The sequence below is a fragment of the Pseudodesulfovibrio indicus genome (assembly GCF_001563225.1).
In the GTDB taxonomy this organism is placed as follows: domain Bacteria; phylum Desulfobacterota; class Desulfovibrionia; order Desulfovibrionales; family Desulfovibrionaceae; genus Pseudodesulfovibrio; species Pseudodesulfovibrio indicus.
Window position 1 is genome coordinate 1,934,234 of the sequence record NZ_CP014206.1, and the last position, 12,407, is coordinate 1,946,640.

Consider the following 12,407-nt stretch of genomic DNA (forward strand, 5'->3'; position numbering starts at 1 on the left):
AGGGCAGGAGGGAACCCATGAATCGTAAAACCGCTGTTTTCGGCCTTGTACTGGCCTGTCTGGGCATGGTCTTCTACCTTTTTTTGACCGCCGAGCCGCAACCGGAAGGGTTCGAGCCGCTCACGGCGGTCCAGGCGCAGGCGCAGATGGCCGTTGCGCCGGACGCGGTGATCCTGGACATCCGCACCCCGGCGGAATTCGCCGCCGGACACATCGAGGGTGCGGTGAACATCGACTATTACGCCCCCGACTTCGAGTCCCGGCTGGCCGCGCTGGACCGCAACGTGGAGTATTTCGTCTACTGCCGGTCGGGCAACCGCAGCGGCCGGGCCATGGACGTGTTCTCGCGTCTCGGCTTCACCCGGGTGAAGCACCTTCGCAACGGGATTATCGATTGGGAGGGGGCGGGGCTGCCCCTGGTCAGATAGGGGCGCGTTCGCGCAGGACGCCGGCGATGGCGTCCACCAGAGCCTCGGCGTCAAAGGGCTTGGTGACCACAATGTCCATGCCTGCGGACACGAACCGTTCGCGGTCCTCTTCGGCGGCATAGGCGGTCAAGCCGATGATCGGGATTTCGCGGTCTATGCCCTCCGCCGCGCCGGAGCGGATGATCTCCGTGACCTCCACGCCGTTGACCACCGGCATCTGAACGTCCATGAGCACCAGGTCGTAGTCGTCGCGCATGAGCGCCTCGATGGCGTGCTGGCCGTTGCCCACCACCGTGGGCATGTGGCCGTGGTTGCGCAGGATGCGCGAGGTCATCAGGGCATTGACCCCCTCGTCCTCGGCCACCAGGATGCTCAACCGCTGTCCGGCTTCGTTGGGCCGGGGCCGGGCCGGTTCGCCGCCGGTTTCCCGCCGTTCGCGCAGGGGGACCGAGAAGGAGAAGACGTTGCCCTGGCCCGGTTCGCTTTCCAGGGCCAGCTCCCCGCCCATGAGCACGGCCAGCTGGCGCGAGATGGACAACCCCAGGCCCACGCCGCCGTAGCGCTTGGTCAGGTACTCCTCGCCGAGGGTGAAGCTCTCGAAAATCGTTTCCCGCTTGTCCTCGGGGATGCCGACCCCGGTGTCGGCCACGGTCACCCGGACCTCGGTCCGGTCTTCGCCCGTTCCGGGGGTGCGCGCGGCGGTCAGCGTGACCTTGCCCGCCTCGGTGAACTTGACGGCGTTGTGGATCAGGTTGACCAGGATCTGGCGGAATTTCTCGACGTCGCCGTTGACCATGACCGGAAGGGAATCGTCCAGGCGGCAGGAGAAGTCGAGTCCCTTGGCCTCGGCCTGGGCGGCGAGCGGTTCGGCCACGGCGCGGATCGCCTCCGGCAGGTCGAAGTCCGTGCGGTTCAGGGTGGCCCCGCCCGATTCGATGGCCGAAATGTCGAGCAGCGAGGACATGACCCGCGAGAGCTGGGAACTCGATTCCAGGCTCAGGGCCAGGTATTCCTTCTGCTCCTCGGACAGCCCTCCGGTGCCCATGAGCAGTTGGGTCATGCCCATGATCCCGTTGAGCGGGGTGCGCAGCTCGTGGCTCATGTTGGCCAGGAACTGCCCCTTGGCGCGGTTGGCCCTCTCCGCCTCGCGCATGGCCCGCAGCAGGTCTATTTCCATGCGCTTGCGCTGCACGATGCGCCAGACCCCCTCCATGATCAAGGTCAGCTGGACCACGTCGGATTCGGTGTAAGCCTCTTCCTTGTCGGCCACGCCCACCAGCAGCCGTATCCGTCCGCCGTCCATGACGGGCAGGTTCATGTGCCGGTGGATACGGACGTGTCCGGCGGGCAGGCCGCGCCGGTGGGGGCAGGCCTCGTAGTCGTTGGTGATCATCGGCTTGCGGCGGCGCATGGCCTCGGCCCACAGCCCGGCATCCTGAATCCGGCAGGAGCAGGGCGGGTCTTCGATGGCGCATTCCCGGACCGCGGCAGCGGACCAGGAGTGCATGGTCAGCTCGGTTTCGGCCTCGTTCACGAACCCGATGTAGCCCATTCGGCTCTCGGTCATGTACACGGCCTGCTCCAGGGCGTAGTCCAGGATTTCGTTCTCCGTGTGGTCGATCATCCGCGACAGGTTGTAGAGGGTCTTGAACCGCTGTTCGTCGCGGGCGGAACAGAGCTCGCGGTGCCGCCTGCGGGAGATGTCGCGGAGGATGATGACCGAGAGGGTGTCGCCGTTCAGGGAGAGGGTGCGGCACCGGACCTCAACCGGCACGTCCCGGCCATTCACGGACAGGGTGTGCTCGACGCGGGTGTCGGCGGTTTCGGTCGGGGCGTCGTTCCCCGTCAGTCCTTCGAAATTCGTCAGCAACCGGCCGGGCGTCAGGGCGAGGATCTCCTCGCGGCACAGGCCGAGCATCCCGCAGGCCGCGTTGTTGGCCCCCACGATGGGCGCGTCGCCCGGCGCGTTTCCGTTCGCCAGGCAGGCGATGGCCGCGTCGGGTCCGTGCAACCCCAGGATGTTGCCGAGGAGCACCGGATCGATCATGGCTTGATCTTCTCCTCCACGATCCGGGCGATGAAATCGAGCAGCGGTCCCTTGCGGATGGGCTTGGCCAGGAAGTCCGTGCAGCCGACCTCGAGCGACCGCTTGCGGTCCTCGGCAAAGGCGTTGGCGGACACGGCCACGATGGGCGTGGGGGCCAGCCCCTGGTCACGCTCGAACTCGCGGATGGCCGCGGTGGCGGCCAGCCCGTCCATGACGGGCATGAAGATGTCCATGAGCACCAGGTCGAAGGAGCCGCCCTTGAATCGCTTCACGGCCTCCTCGCCGTTGGCGGCGAAGACCAGGTTGCTGTCGGTGTTGCCGAAGTACAGGGAGAGCAGGACCTGATTGCTCTCGGAGTCCTCGGCGATGAGGATGTCGAGTGGCCCGGCGTTGGTCTTTCCGGCCTGTTCAGACTTCTTCATCGCGTGGCCTCTATTGGGTTGGTCGCCTTGCCTTCCATGGGTATCAGAAGGTCAGCTGGGTCCAGCCGGACTGGAGCATTTCGGTGAACGGTCCGCCCACGTAGAGCACGTTGAAGCCCGCCGTTTCGAGCATCGGGGTCACGCCGTAGTTGTCGGCGCAGGCCCGGCAGGCCCAGACTTCCACGCCGTCCGCCATCATTTCCGAGAGGCGTGCGCGGATGCGTTCGTCCTCGGCGGCCAGCCGCGCGGAAGGTCCCCAGATGATCAGCCGGACCCGGTCCCACCAGAGCTTTTTCAGGGCGTTATGGGCGTACATGAACACCAGGTTGTCCGCCACCTCCGGGTCCGGGGAGCTCCAGATGATGCACAGGGATTTGTCAAAACCGTCTTGATTCATTCCGTTTCCTTGGCCAGGATTGTTTTTCCTCAAAGGTACTTTACTCGTCAGTCATAGCTCACGCGCGACCCGGCGGCAAGGGTCGCATCGAATTCGGATCGATATTCCCGAGGGGGGGATCGGCGAAACCGATTGGACCGGCCCGGACCGCGCGGAGTACGTGAACGAAAAACGGAGGAAACCATGACCAGCGCATTGCTCATCATCGATATCCAGAACGACTATTTCCCCGGCGGGCGCATGGAGCTTGTCGGCGCGCAGGAGGCCGGGGGCGCCGCGGCCCGAATCCTGGCCCGGTTCCGGGAGCGGGGACTGCCCGTGTTCCACGTCCGGCACGAGTCCGTGCGCGAGGGCGCGTCCTTCTTCCTGCCCGGCACGGCTGGGGCGGACATCCATCCCCTGGTAACGCCGCTGGACGGCGAAACCGTGGTCACCAAGCATTTCCCCAACAGCTTCCGCGAGACCCCGCTGCTCGAAGCGCTGCGCTCGGCGGGCGCGACCCGGCTGCTGGTGGCGGGCATGATGACCCACATGTGCGTGGACGCCGGGGTGCGCGCCGCAGTGGATCTAGGCTTCGACTGCGCCGTGCTGGCGGACGGCACGGCCACCCGCGACCTCGACTTCGGCGGCGAGACGGTCCCGGCGCACCGGGTGCAGGGCGCGTTCCTGGCCGCCCTGGGTTCGGCCTACTGCCCGGTCCTCGGCGAGGATGGGGTGGACGGGTGGCTCGACGGCTAACAGCACCCGGTATCGACCTGCTTGCCCGTCATTTTGTGCAGCCAGACCGAGATGAGGTAGGAGGCGCAGCCCACGCCCGGGGTGACGGTGATGGCCTCCACCGGACAGTTGCGCCAGCACGCGCCGCACTCCATGCAGGCGTCGAAATCGAGGATGGCCGCCTTTTTGTCCCGCACCTCCAGGATGCGGTGGGGACAGACCTGCGCGCACGCCCCGCAGCCGATGCACGTGTCCGTGTCCAGCTTCAGGGTGGCGACCTTGTCCAGATAGCGAAAATCCTTCATCGTTCGTCTCCTTAACCGAGGAAGGGGGCGGCCAGCCACAGGATCAGCCCGGCCAGGGCCGCGGCCGCCTGGAGCGGGATGCCCCGGCGCATCTCCGCCTCCACGCCCGAGGGCGAGGTGTACGGGGTCGAGCCGGTGAAGTTCATGGCCAGGTACGAGGACACGGCCGTGGTCCAGAGGAGCAGGGCGACGTTCTCGACCAGGCCGGACAGGGGCAGGAGCAGGACGGCGGCCAGCCCGGCCAGGCAACCGGTCAGCGCGCCCTTGGGCCAGAACTGCCGCCACGGCAGCCGGTCCAGGAGCAGGGGCACCGCCGCGCATCCGGCCAGGATGCCGACCAGGGTGGCGGTGGCGGCGCACACCCCCCGCTGCCACAATGCGGAGAAGGAAAAGACGTCCGGCCCGATGGCCGAGAGCAGGAAGGACAGGGGGAGCACCCAGGCCAGCAGCTTCCAGAGCAGGAAAATCTCCACCGGGATGAGCACCGCGCGCTCCCGCAGCGGGAAGTCCACCATGCGCATCTTCCCGGTCGCCGTGAACCCGTCGGCCAGGAACGCGGGCAGGTCGGCGGCCCGCACCGGTCCCCAGACCACCTTGAATCCGCACTCCCTCTTCACCCTATAGGCGGCCACGCCCGGAGCGCCCAGCTGGGGCAGGACCAGGGTGCGGTGGGCGACCACCTTGTCCAGCTGCGCGTTGCGCACGCTGAGCACGATCTCGTGGGTGGCGAACAGGTTCTTGCCCGCCGCGCACCAGACGTTGATGCCGCGCGTGTCGGTCACCAGCAGCCAGGCGTCCTGGCCGGAAAGCTCGGTGCGCACCGCGTCGAAGGTCAGTTTGTAGTTGGCCGTGACCAGGACAGGGGAGTCCGGGGTGGGGTTGCCCACGCAGTACAGGCCGGGCACCACCTTGTAGCGGTGCCGGGTGGCCCCCAACCGGGCCAGGGCCGTGCCCAGCCGGTCCGAAGGGAGCATGCGGGTGCGCACGCGGGGAACCGGCCCGGCGGGCGTGTCCACGAACCCGTCCACGAACGGTTCGATGGCGTAGCCCGGTTTTTCGAAGACCCCGGCACGGGGGTCGGGCTTGGGGCCTCAACAGGGCGCGTCGTCCTGGGCCGGATCGGGCGGGCAGTCGAGGGGGGCCATGCCCAGGGGGGTCAGCCCCGGGAAGGGCTTGTCTTCAAGTCCGTTCATGCTTCCTCCGTTTCGGGGACCGCCCGGAGCAGCCCCTGGATCAGCGGCGCGAAGCGGGTCAGGGTGTCCCGGTTCACACAGTAGCAGGTTCTCGGCCCCTCCACCTCGCCGCGCACCAGCCCGGATTCCTTGAGGACCTTGAGGTGCTGGCTGACCGTGGACTGGGCCAGGGGCATGACCTCCACGATGCGTCCGCAGACGCAACCGTCTTCGGCCATGAGATGGCTGAGGATGCGGATGCGGGCCGGGTGTCCCAGCCCTTTGCATACCCTCGCCAGAAACAGTTCGTCGTCGGGCAACCGGGCGGACATGGGGTCTCCTGTTGTTATCGTTGATCGACGATAAGCGATGGCTCCCCGGACGTCAATGGCGTCGGCCATTTTTCCGCCGGGGTGCGCCCGAGGCTACGCCGGGGTCTTGCCCGCCAACCGGCGGACCTTGCGGATGGTGAAGACCGATTCCGCTGTATAGACGGCGAGCCCGCTCCAGATGAAGGCGAAGGTCAGCAGGTGGCTCGGCGAGAACGGTTCCTTGTAGACGTAGACGCCGAGCAGGAAGGCGATGGACGGGGCCAGGTATTGGAGCACCCCCACGGTGGCCAGCTGGAGCCGCCGCGCGCCGAAGGCGAAGCCGATGAGCGGGGAGGCCGTGACCACGCCCGCGCCCACGAGCAGCAGGTCCACGTTCAACCCCTGGTGGAACAGGGCCGAGGCCCCGTGCGCCTGGAGCCAGAGGATGTAGCCCAGGGCGAACGGCCCGAGGACCATGGTCTCCAGGAACAGGCCGGGCAGGGACTCCACCGAGGCGATCTTGCGCAGCAGCCCGTACAGCCCGAAAGAGACGGCCAGGGCCAGGGATATCCACGGCAGCTCGCCGTGACTGACCACGGAGTTGATCACGCCCAGGGCGGCCAGGCCGATGGCCACCAGTTGCAGCGGGCGCAGCCGCTCGCGGAAGAAGACGAAGCCGAGCAGCACGTTGACCAGGGGATTGATGTAATAGCCCAGGCTGGTCTCCAGCACGTGGCCGGTGTTCACGGCCCAGATGTAAAGCAGCCAGTTGCCGCCGATCATCAGGCTCGATGCCGCCAGGATCATCAGGTCGCGGGGGGATTTCAGCGGGGCGAAGGTGTCGCCCCAGCCCTTCATGACGGTCAGGATGACGCTGATGAACACCAGGGACCAGACCACGCGGTGGCAGAGGATCTCGAAGGGGTCGACGGTGATCAGGGATTTCCAGTAGATGGGCAGCAGCCCCCACACCAGGAAGGCGGAGAGGGCGGCGATGAAACCGTAGGTGGTCTGCTTGGGGTCGTTGGCGGGCATGGTCTCCTCGTGCGTTGAGGGGGGACGATACGCCCGGCCCTCGGGCAGGTAAAGTCGGAAATGTTGATGGCTCCCTTCAGGAAAGGTGCATTGTTCCGGCCAGTTCCCCGAGGGTATGGATGGCCTGCTCCACCTTCGGGGTCCAGGGAAAGCCGCAGCTCAGCCGGATGTAGTTGGCGAACTTGTCCTGGGTGGAGAAGATCGCCCCCGGCGCGATGCCGATGCCCGCCCGGCGCGCCTGGAAGAACAGCTCCACCGAGTCCGTGCCCTTGGGCAGCTCCAGCCAGAGCACGCCGCCCCCGCCGGGGTGCGTGACCCGGGTGCCGTCCGGGAAGTGGCGGCCCAGGTGCAGCTGCATGGTGTCCATCTGGCGCTCCAGGGCCGTGCGCAGCTTCTTCAGGTGGCGCTCCATGCGTCCCTGGCGCAGGAACTCGGCAATGGCCATCTGGGCCGGGGCCGAGGTGGACACGTTGGTGGTGGCCTTGATCTCCAGCGCCTTTTGCCGGAACCGCCCGGGCAGCATCCAGCCCACGCGGTAGCCGGGTGCGATGGTCTTGGAAAAGGAGGAGCAGAGCAGGACCAGCCCCTTGCGGTCGAACTGCTTGTAGGTGCCGGGCCGCCGGGGGGTGAAGTGCAGGTCGGACGAGACGTCGTCCTCCACCAGGGGGATGGACCGCTCGGCCAGCATGGTCACGATCTCCCGCTTGGCCTCGTCCGGGGTCAGGCTGGAGTCCGGGTTGTTGTAGTTGGGCGCGAGCACGCAGGCCGCGATGTCGAAGGTCTTCAGGGCGCGCAGCAGCTCCTCGGGCGAGACCCCGTGCTCCGGGTCGGACGGGACCTCGATGGCCCGCAGCCCCAGGGTCTCCAGCAGTTGGAGAAAACAGTAGTAGGTGGGGGACTGGATGAGCACGGTGTCGCCCCGGCGGCAGACCGAGCGCAGGGAAAGGTAGAGCGCTTCCATGCATCCGGCGGTGATCAGCGGGTCGTCCGGCGCGACGTCGATGCCGTGCTCCATGGAGCGGAAGGCGATCTGGCGGATCAGCCTGCGGTCGCCGGGAATGGGCGCGTAGCCCATGGCCCGCTCCGGCTCGTCCCGGACCACGGCGGCGCTGATCCGGCCCAGCTCCTTGAGGGGCAGCAGGTGCGGCCCCGGGGCGACCACGTCCAGGGCCACGCGCTCCTCCGCGCCCACGGATTCGAGCACGGTCTGGATCAGCCCGATGCGCGTCACGGGCCGGGGCTGCTCCATGGGCGTGGGCGCGGTCTCGGTGCGCGGCAGCCGCCTGGACTCGCGGCGCACGAAGAACCCGGACCGGGGCCTGGACTCGATGACCCCCTTGCGCTCCAGCTCCAGGTACGCCTGGTTGACCGTGGACACGGACAGGCCGAGCCGGGTGGACAGGGAGCGCAGGGAGGGCAGCTTGTCGCCCAGGCCCAAGGCGCCGCTGTCGATGAGGGACAGGACGTTGCGTTCCACGGAACGGTACCGGTATTCCTCCATGGCTGCTCCAACTGTTATGCTTAAAATTTGTAAAAACTGTGTCTGTACCGATTGCAGATTTTTGGCTTTACTGCAAGCCGTGGATACATCAGATTAACCGGGCCATGGCCCGAAAAACGCTCAGAGAGACGCTCGTCATGACCATCGACGCCGTTGCCGGAGAAAAATCCGGCTCCCCGATGATGGCCGCCGCCAGGCAGGTGGCGCCCATCGTCATGGGCTACCTGCCCGTGGGTGCCGCCTACGGGGTCCTGGCCCAGCAGGCCGGGCTTTCCATGCTCAACACCGTGCTCATGTCCATCCTGGTCTACGCCGGGTCGGCGCAGCTCATCGCCGTGGCCCTGTTCGCGGGCGGGGTGACCCCGGTGTCGATCATCGCCACCACCTTCGTGGTCAACCTGCGCCACATGCTCATGTCGGCGTCGCTGGCCCCGAACCTCAAGAGCTGGAACAAGTGGGAGCTGGCCGTGTTCGCCTACGAGATCACGGACGAGTCCTTTGCCGTGCACTCGGTCCGCTTCGCGCGCGGGGACCTGAACAAGACCACCTGTTTCGGCATCAACGCCATCGCCCAGGTCTCCTGGATAGTGGCCTCCTTCGCGGGCTTTCTGGCCGGGGCGTCCATCCCCAGCGTCGAGCCGCTCGGCATCGACTACGCCCTGCCCGCCATGTTCATCGCCCTGCTGGTCATGCAGATGAAGAACGGCCTGCACGTCCTGGTGGCCGGGTTCAGCGGCCTGACCGCCATCATCCTGATCAAGGCGGGCGCGGACCAGTGGTCCGTGATCCTGGCCACGGTCATCGGCGCAACCTTTGGCGCGGGAGTGGAATCATGGACCAAAAAATAGTCTTTCTGACTATCGTCGGCATGCTCGCCGTGACCTATATCCCGCGCATGGTCCCGCTGGTGGCCCTGGCCTCCCGGACCCTGCCCGAGCCCGTTGTCCGCTGGCTGTCCTACGTGCCCGCCGCGGTCCTGGCCTCCATGCTCTTCCCGGCCTTGCTGCTCAAGGACGGGCAGTTCGACGTCACCCCGTCCAACTACTTCCTGTGGGCCGCCGTCCCCGCCTTCCTGCTGGCCTGGCGGACCAAGTCCTTCTTCGGCACCGTGGCCCTGGGCATGGCGCTGGTGGCCGCAGGCCGGTACTTTTTCGGATAGGAGACGCGACATGAAGACCATCGGCTTGCTCGGCGGCATGAGCTGGGAGTCCTCCCTCGAATACTACCGGGCCATGAACCAGGCGGTGAAGGAGCGGCTCGGCGGGCTGCATTCGGCGAAGATCCTGATGAACAGCCTGGAGTTCCAGGAGCTGCGCGACCTCATGTGCGCGGGCGACTGGGACGCTATCGGCGACCGCCTGGGCGCGGCGGCCGGGGTGCTGGAGCGGGCCGGGGCGGACCTCATGGTCATCGGCACCAACACCATGCACAAGGTCGCCGACCGGGTGGCCGGGGGTGTGTCCGTGCCGCTCATCCACATCGCCGACGCCACGGCCGAGGAGGCGCGCAGGCGCGGCTTCTCGAAGGTGGCCCTGCTCGGCACGGTGTTCACCATGGAGGACGACTTCTACGTTGGCCGCCTCGAAAGCCTGGGTTTCGAGGTCCTGGTCCCGGAGGCCGGGGACCGCAGGATCGTGGACCGGGTCATCTTCGAGGAGCTGTGCAAGGGATCTTTCCTGGACGGTTCGCGCGCCGAGTTCCTGCGCATCATCGACGCATTGGCCGCGCGCGGGGCCGAGGCGGTCATCCTCGGCTGCACCGAGATCGGCCTGCTGGTCCGGCCCGGCGACACGGACGTTCCGACGCTCGACACCTGCCTGATCCACGCCCGCAAGGCGGTGGACGCGGCCCTCTCCTGACGCCGCACCGCGCGGCTTCGTCAAAGCGGGCTTGACCCCCGCCCGTAACATGATATGCCATTGGGCGCACCGAGGGTGCGTTTCCTGTTGTCGCGTAATCATCTGGGAGGGTGTGTGAGCGATACCGTATTGACGTTGAAGGACCTGTTGGCCAGGTCCGTGGAAGTCTTTGCCGAACGTACGGCCCTCGGGTTCGTGGACGGCCAGCCCATGACCTATGCCCAGTTCGGCGAGCAGGTGCACGATCTCCAGACCGTGCTCCGTGGCCACGGCATCAAGCCCGAGGACAAGGTCGCGATCATCAGCGAGAACATGCCCAACTGGGCGATCACCTATTTCGCGGTGACCACCATGGGCGCCGTGGTGGTGCCCATCCTCCAGGAATTTCATCCCAGCGCCGTGCAGCACATCCTGCGCCACTCCGAGGCCAAGATGGTCGTGGCCTCCCGGCGGTACATGGACAAGGTCGAGGGCGAAAACTTTCCCAACCTCGAGACCATCATGGTCATGGACGACTTCTCCATCGCCAACGAGGAGGGCGCGCCCACGCCGTACCGCGAGGCCCTGGACACCGCCCGCGAGCGCATCGAGCAGTTCAGCGAGGCGGCTCGGGACCGGCTGGAGAACCTGGGCGGCGCGGCCCGCGACAAGCTCTCGGACTCCGCCAAGGAGCGGATGAACAAATTCAGCGAGACCGCCCGCGAGAAGGTGGAGAAGCTGAGCGACACCTACAAGGACACCGTGGACTGGTTCAGCGCCTCGGCCCGCCGGTTCATCGACTGGAAGACGGGCAAGCCGTTCGAGCTCACCGAGGACAACGTGGCGGCCATCCTCTACACCTCCGGCACCACCGGCCACTCCAAGGGCGTGGTCCTGACCCACCGGAACCTGGTCCAGAACACCATTTCCGGCATCCACACCATCCCGGTTTTCGAGACCGACCGGTTCCTGTCCGTGCTGCCCATGGCCCACACCTACGAATGCACCGTGGGGCTGATCGTGCCGATCTACAGCGGCAGCGCGGTCTTCTACCTGCAGAAGCCGCCGACCCCGAAGACCCTGCTGCCCGCCATGCAGAAGGTCCGGCCCACGGTCATGAACGTGGTCCCGCTGATCATCGAGAAAATCTACAAGAACCGGATCAAGAAGAAGCTGACCGGCTCCGGCGTGGCGCGCGGCCTGATGAAGATCGGCCTGACCCGGCGCAAGCTCTCCCAGGTGGCGGGCAAGAAGCTCATCGAGGCGTTCGGCGGCGACCTGCGCTGCCTGTGCATCGGCGGCGCGCCCCTGTCTCCTGAGGTGGAGCTGTTCCTGCTCGACGCCAAGGTGCCCTATGCCAAGGGGTACGGCATGACCGAGGCCTCGCCGCTGCTCGCCGGGATCAACCCGGACAGCCAGCGGATCAGGGCCATCGGCCCGGCCCTGCCGGGGGTGGAGCTGATGATCGCCGACCCGGACCCGGAAACGGGCGAGGGCGAGGTCCTGGCCAAAGGCCCGAACATCATGCGCGAGTACTACAAGGCCCCCAACGACACCCGCGACACCTTCACCGAGGACGGCTGGCTCAGAACCGGCGACCTCGGCGTGTTCAAGGACGGCTACCTGTATCTCAAGGGACGGCTCAAGAACGTCATCATCGGCCCCAGCGGCGAGAACATCTACCCCGAAGAGGTGGAGTCCATCATCAACGCCAACGACTACGTCCAGGAATCCCTGGTGTACGAGACCGGCGGCCAGCTCATGGCCCGCATCCACCTCAATTACGAGGCCCTGGACGAGGCCTTCGACGTCAAGAAGCTGATCGAGTCCGAGGTGCGCGACAAGGTCCTGAAGCTCCTGGAGGACATCCGCAAGGAGGTCAACTCCAAGGTCTCGACCTTTGCCCGGCTGCATCGGGTGGTGGAGCAGATGGACCCGTTCGAGAAGACGCCCACCCAAAAAATCAAGCGGTTTTTGTATTTGGAAAAATAGCGGCTTGCGACGGCGCATTCTCCCACGCTCATTTCAAGCATGGGGAAGAGAGCCGCTGCCGGGTGCCGGAGCACCCGATTCGCTCCAAGGGATTGAGGAAATGAAACGGCCTTCGGTTCAGTAAAGAACCGAAGGCCGTTTTTCATGCAATTATCCCGCGCGGCGCCACCACTTCCCTTGACCTACACCCTTCGCGAAGCGACCCGAAAAGTTTGGGAAAAGGAGGGGATGGGGGTTCGGGG

14 protein-coding genes are annotated in these 12,407 nt (G+C 66.5%); 6 read left to right on the forward strand and 8 right to left on the reverse strand.

Going from position 1 to position 12,407, the window contains the following annotated elements; genetic code table 11:
- Positions 1-17: 17 nt before the first annotated feature.
- Positions 18-428 (forward strand): rhodanese-like domain-containing protein, encoded by a 411-nt coding sequence (locus tag AWY79_RS08620; protein ID WP_066802535.1) that lies wholly within the window; start codon positions 18-20, stop codon positions 426-428.
- Here AWY79_RS08620 and AWY79_RS08625 read toward each other — a convergent pair.
- From AWY79_RS08625 to AWY79_RS08635, 3 genes are read right to left on the reverse strand one after another with little or no spacing between them, the layout of a single operon-like run.
- Positions 421-2,475: a hybrid sensor histidine kinase/response regulator gene (locus tag AWY79_RS08625; protein WP_066802537.1), complete on the reverse strand. Its 2,055-nt coding sequence runs from the start codon at positions 2,473-2,475 to the stop codon at positions 421-423. The genes AWY79_RS08620 and AWY79_RS08625 overlap by 8 nt on opposite strands.
- Positions 2,472-2,897 (reverse strand): response regulator, encoded by a 426-nt coding sequence (locus AWY79_RS08630; RefSeq protein ID WP_066802539.1) that lies wholly within the window; start codon positions 2,895-2,897, stop codon positions 2,472-2,474. The genes AWY79_RS08625 and AWY79_RS08630 overlap by 4 nt, the downstream gene beginning before the upstream one ends.
- Positions 2,898-2,940: 43 nt before the next feature.
- Positions 2,941-3,294: a DsrE family protein gene (locus AWY79_RS08635; protein ID WP_066802541.1), complete on the reverse strand. Its 354-nt coding sequence runs from the start codon at positions 3,292-3,294 to the stop codon at positions 2,941-2,943.
- A gap of 183 nt (positions 3,295-3,477) precedes the next feature.
- On the opposite strand from AWY79_RS08635, the gene AWY79_RS08640 reads away from it, so the two are divergent.
- Complete coding sequence (locus tag AWY79_RS08640; protein WP_066802542.1) at positions 3,478-4,032, forward strand: cysteine hydrolase family protein; 555 nt, start codon at positions 3,478-3,480, stop codon at positions 4,030-4,032.
- Here the strand turns inward: AWY79_RS08640 and hgcB are convergent.
- The 5 genes from hgcB to AWY79_RS08665 form a co-directional block, all read right to left on the reverse strand.
- The gene (gene hgcB / locus AWY79_RS08645; protein ID WP_066802544.1) at positions 4,029-4,316 is read right to left on the reverse strand and encodes a mercury methylation ferredoxin HgcB; all 288 of its coding nucleotides are present in this window, start codon (positions 4,314-4,316) and stop codon (positions 4,029-4,031) included. The two genes, AWY79_RS08640 and hgcB, sit on opposite strands and share 4 nt — an antisense overlap.
- 11 nt (positions 4,317-4,327) lie before the next feature.
- A complete protein-coding gene (hgcA, locus tag AWY79_RS08650) occupies positions 4,328-5,509 on the reverse strand; it encodes a mercury methylation corrinoid protein HgcA (RefSeq protein ID WP_252989032.1) in 1,182 nt (393 codons plus the stop codon).
- The gene (locus tag AWY79_RS08655) at positions 5,506-5,820 is read right to left on the reverse strand and encodes an ArsR/SmtB family transcription factor (RefSeq protein ID WP_066802546.1); all 315 of its coding nucleotides are present in this window, start codon (positions 5,818-5,820) and stop codon (positions 5,506-5,508) included. Before AWY79_RS08655 ends, hgcA begins: the two co-directional genes overlap by 4 nt.
- A gap of 93 nt (positions 5,821-5,913) precedes the next feature.
- Positions 5,914-6,834, reverse strand: coding sequence for an EamA family transporter RarD (gene rarD, locus AWY79_RS08660; protein ID WP_066802548.1), 921 nt, complete (start codon positions 6,832-6,834; stop codon positions 5,914-5,916).
- A gap of 76 nt (positions 6,835-6,910) precedes the next feature.
- Positions 6,911-8,335 (reverse strand): aminotransferase-like domain-containing protein, encoded by a 1,425-nt coding sequence (locus AWY79_RS08665; RefSeq protein ID WP_066802550.1) that lies wholly within the window; start codon positions 8,333-8,335, stop codon positions 6,911-6,913.
- Positions 8,336-8,472: 137 nt separating this feature from the next.
- On the opposite strand from AWY79_RS08665, the gene AWY79_RS08670 reads away from it, so the two are divergent.
- The 4 genes from AWY79_RS08670 (at position 8,473) to AWY79_RS08685 (ending at position 12,165) form a co-directional block, all read left to right on the forward strand.
- Complete coding sequence (locus AWY79_RS08670; RefSeq protein ID WP_066802557.1) at positions 8,473-9,183, forward strand: AzlC family ABC transporter permease; 711 nt, start codon at positions 8,473-8,475, stop codon at positions 9,181-9,183.
- Positions 9,168-9,494 (forward strand): AzlD domain-containing protein, encoded by a 327-nt coding sequence (locus AWY79_RS08675; RefSeq protein WP_066802559.1) that lies wholly within the window; start codon positions 9,168-9,170, stop codon positions 9,492-9,494. The genes AWY79_RS08670 and AWY79_RS08675 overlap by 16 nt, the downstream gene beginning before the upstream one ends.
- A 10-nt stretch (positions 9,495-9,504) precedes the next feature.
- On the forward strand, positions 9,505-10,194 hold the full coding sequence (locus AWY79_RS08680) for an aspartate/glutamate racemase family protein (protein WP_066802562.1): 690 nt from the start codon (positions 9,505-9,507) through the stop codon (positions 10,192-10,194).
- 114 nt (positions 10,195-10,308) lie between these two features.
- Entirely contained in the window at positions 10,309-12,165 is a 1,857-nt protein-coding gene (locus tag AWY79_RS08685; RefSeq protein ID WP_066802564.1) for an AMP-binding protein, read from the forward strand.
- Positions 12,166-12,407: the final 242 nt, after the last annotated feature.

Coding starts and splice junctions, on each gene's coding strand:
- hgcB (WP_066802544.1), bottom strand. CDS start 4,316: ATGAAGGATTTTCGCTATCTGGACAAGGTCGCCACCCTGAAGCTGGAC.
- AWY79_RS08620 (WP_066802535.1), top strand. CDS start 18: ATGAATCGTAAAACCGCTGTTTTCGGCCTTGTACTGGCCTGTCTGGGC.
- AWY79_RS08665 (WP_066802550.1), bottom strand. CDS start 8,335: ATGGAGGAATACCGGTACCGTTCCGTGGAACGCAACGTCCTGTCCCTC.
- rarD (WP_066802548.1), bottom strand. CDS start 6,834: ATGCCCGCCAACGACCCCAAGCAGACCACCTACGGTTTCATCGCCGCC.
- AWY79_RS08675 (WP_066802559.1), top strand. CDS start 9,168: ATGGACCAAAAAATAGTCTTTCTGACTATCGTCGGCATGCTCGCCGTG.
- AWY79_RS08640 (WP_066802542.1), top strand. CDS start 3,478: ATGACCAGCGCATTGCTCATCATCGATATCCAGAACGACTATTTCCCC.
- AWY79_RS08670 (WP_066802557.1), top strand. CDS start 8,473: ATGACCATCGACGCCGTTGCCGGAGAAAAATCCGGCTCCCCGATGATG.
- AWY79_RS08625 (WP_066802537.1), bottom strand. CDS start 2,475: ATGATCGATCCGGTGCTCCTCGGCAACATCCTGGGGTTGCACGGACCC.
- AWY79_RS08635 (WP_066802541.1), bottom strand. CDS start 3,294: ATGAATCAAGACGGTTTTGACAAATCCCTGTGCATCATCTGGAGCTCC.
- AWY79_RS08655 (WP_066802546.1), bottom strand. CDS start 5,820: ATGTCCGCCCGGTTGCCCGACGACGAACTGTTTCTGGCGAGGGTATGC.
- AWY79_RS08630 (WP_066802539.1), bottom strand. CDS start 2,897: ATGAAGAAGTCTGAACAGGCCGGAAAGACCAACGCCGGGCCACTCGAC.
- AWY79_RS08680 (WP_066802562.1), top strand. CDS start 9,505: ATGAAGACCATCGGCTTGCTCGGCGGCATGAGCTGGGAGTCCTCCCTC.